The organism is Roseateles sp. P5_B10 (assembly GCF_056400485.1).
In genome coordinates, this window is the sequence record NZ_JBFULE010000967.1 from 1 (window position 1) to 1,789 (window position 1,789).

Genomic DNA, 1,789 nt, shown 5'->3' on the forward strand with positions numbered 1-1,789 from the left:
GTCGTGAGGTTGTGGCGGCAGAAACCGCAGCGACTCCCGGGCCGATGCCCCTGGCCATCAACGAAGGAATCCTTATGCGCAACGGTCTTGTTCCCGTGTCGCCGTGCCGGTGGGTCCATCTTCATGTCGCGATCGTCGTGTGTGCCGTGGTCGCCGCGTTGATCCAGTCAATCTGCGCCGTGGCGCCCATGGAAATGCAGGGTGCAACGGCTTCGACCCCTTCTAGAGACGCGCCGCAGCGCAGCGACACCTGAGTGTCGGCCGAACTGGGCACGGTGCGCAGGCAAGCCGTTGAATCATTCGGTCAGAGGACAGTTCCATGAGAAGGATCGTGTCGGTCGCTGACGGCATCGCCGGGCGCGGTGGGCGAGCGATAGCCCTGCAGGCCGAGCTCGGCGATATAGCGTCCATCCAGCGCCTGTTCGACGCAGCACAGCAGGCGTTCGGGGCGCCTGACATCGTGGTCGTCAACGCGGGCGTGGTGGTCATCAAGCCGGCGCGCCCATTCAACCCCCTTCGGCATCGAGATCAAGGAGGTCATTGACCGCCGCGTCCTGCGCATCGGCACTGCTCTTCAAGTCCAAGGCTGATTGACGCTTGTCGAGTAGCGAGACTGCGCCCGAAACGATCAGCGCCAGCATCGCAACTCCGAAGGAGAAACATCCACCGATGAAAAGCAGCACGGCGTGCGATTCAAGGTGGCGGAAATTCGCGCCGGCGTAGTACGCCGCATAGCCTGCGGCCAGTGCCATGCTGGCTAGACCGCTTCCGGTCATGACAATGGCCACGAGAAGCAGGAACCAGCAGACAAGCATTCCGGCGAGGGGAACCCGCCGCGCGCTGTGGATATCGACAACCTTCTCAGAGAACGTGATTGATGCGACGAGGATGGCGACCAGAATTGTCAAAAAAACTCTTTGCCAAGTCCTTCGACTCCGCGTAGTCCTTTTCCAGAAACAACTTCGCGTTGCGCTCGATGCAGTCAGCGAACTTGGCATCCGTCGACTGCAAGACCTGGTTCGAGCCATCCACGCAGATGGTCAAGGAGCCGGGCGCCTGGAACCACGGGAGGGTCAATTGCCTGGCAGCGAAGATCGCTAAGGCAGCAATACCAACGACTAAGAACCAGCGAATTGATTTGGTCATGGCTCCGTGTACAGGCGCGGGGAGGCATTGGATCGCCCTCAAGCAGTCGCACGTTCGCACGCAGGTCCAACCGAGCGAATCATCAGATGTGAGGAGGAAGATCGTTCGCATATCGGACTGTCACGCTTTTCCGTTCGACAGCTTGGCCCAAGGCGCGACGCCGAGCCGGCCGATGCATCGAAGCCGACGGCGAATTGCATCAGATGGCCGCCGGCATACTTAAAGAAGCGACGGGAAGGCGAGGATAAAAGCGACTCAATGGGTCGAGGTCATCGCGCTTGCCGTGGCCCGCCGCTGCCAAATGCGGACATGCTCCGTCTCTCGCGGTCCGGTCCGCGATGCCATTAGTCCCGTGCCACTCGGTCAACCGCCACCTGACACGAAAAAAGCGCCTAAGCCCTTGTGGAACTTAGGCGCCTGATCGGCAGTGAGTTCTCGTGAACTCTTGATTTGGCCCCCGGAGGGTGTTGAACATCGGCCGCTAGGCCGCTTGAATGCTAGGGATCGTCGAGAGTCCTAGGCGTCCGTTCCCCCAATTGTTCCCCCGCAACGCCTTTCGTCGTCGGCCGCGCCAATTTGTTCGCGTTTGACTGGAGGCCGTCCTGCATCGGCCACCTCTACACTGGAAGAGGACAAAAGGGAG

4 protein-coding genes are annotated in these 1,789 nt (G+C 60.6%); 1 reads left to right on the top strand and 3 read right to left on the bottom strand.

The window, feature by feature from the left end; all coding sequences use genetic code 11:
- Positions 1-254 (top strand): hypothetical protein (locus AC1DU6_RS29830; RefSeq protein WP_477861641.1); only part of this gene is annotated, 254 nt, incomplete at its 5' end.
- Positions 255-304: 50 nt separating this feature from the next.
- Here the strand turns inward: AC1DU6_RS29830 and AC1DU6_RS29835 are convergent.
- From AC1DU6_RS29835 to AC1DU6_RS29845, 3 genes are read right to left on the bottom strand one after another with little or no spacing between them, the layout of a single operon-like run.
- The gene (locus AC1DU6_RS29835; protein ID WP_157281400.1) at positions 305-541 is read right to left on the bottom strand and encodes a hypothetical protein; all 237 of its coding nucleotides are present in this window, start codon (positions 539-541) and stop codon (positions 305-307) included.
- Positions 507-908, bottom strand: coding sequence for a hypothetical protein (locus AC1DU6_RS29840; RefSeq protein WP_477861643.1), 402 nt, complete (start codon positions 906-908; stop codon positions 507-509). The genes AC1DU6_RS29835 and AC1DU6_RS29840 overlap by 35 nt, the downstream gene beginning before the upstream one ends.
- A complete protein-coding gene (locus AC1DU6_RS29845) occupies positions 862-1,146 on the bottom strand; it encodes a hypothetical protein (RefSeq protein ID WP_477861645.1) in 285 nt (94 codons plus the stop codon). The genes AC1DU6_RS29840 and AC1DU6_RS29845 overlap by 47 nt, the downstream gene beginning before the upstream one ends.
- Positions 1,147-1,789 lie beyond the last annotated feature (643 nt).

Excerpts from the sequence above, each read along its gene's own strand:
- AC1DU6_RS29835 (WP_157281400.1), bottom strand. The coding sequence starts at position 541 with ATGACCTCCTTGATCTCGATGCCGAAGGGGGTTGAATGGGCGCGCCGG.
- AC1DU6_RS29845 (WP_477861645.1), bottom strand. The coding sequence starts at position 1,146 with ATGACCAAATCAATTCGCTGGTTCTTAGTCGTTGGTATTGCTGCCTTA.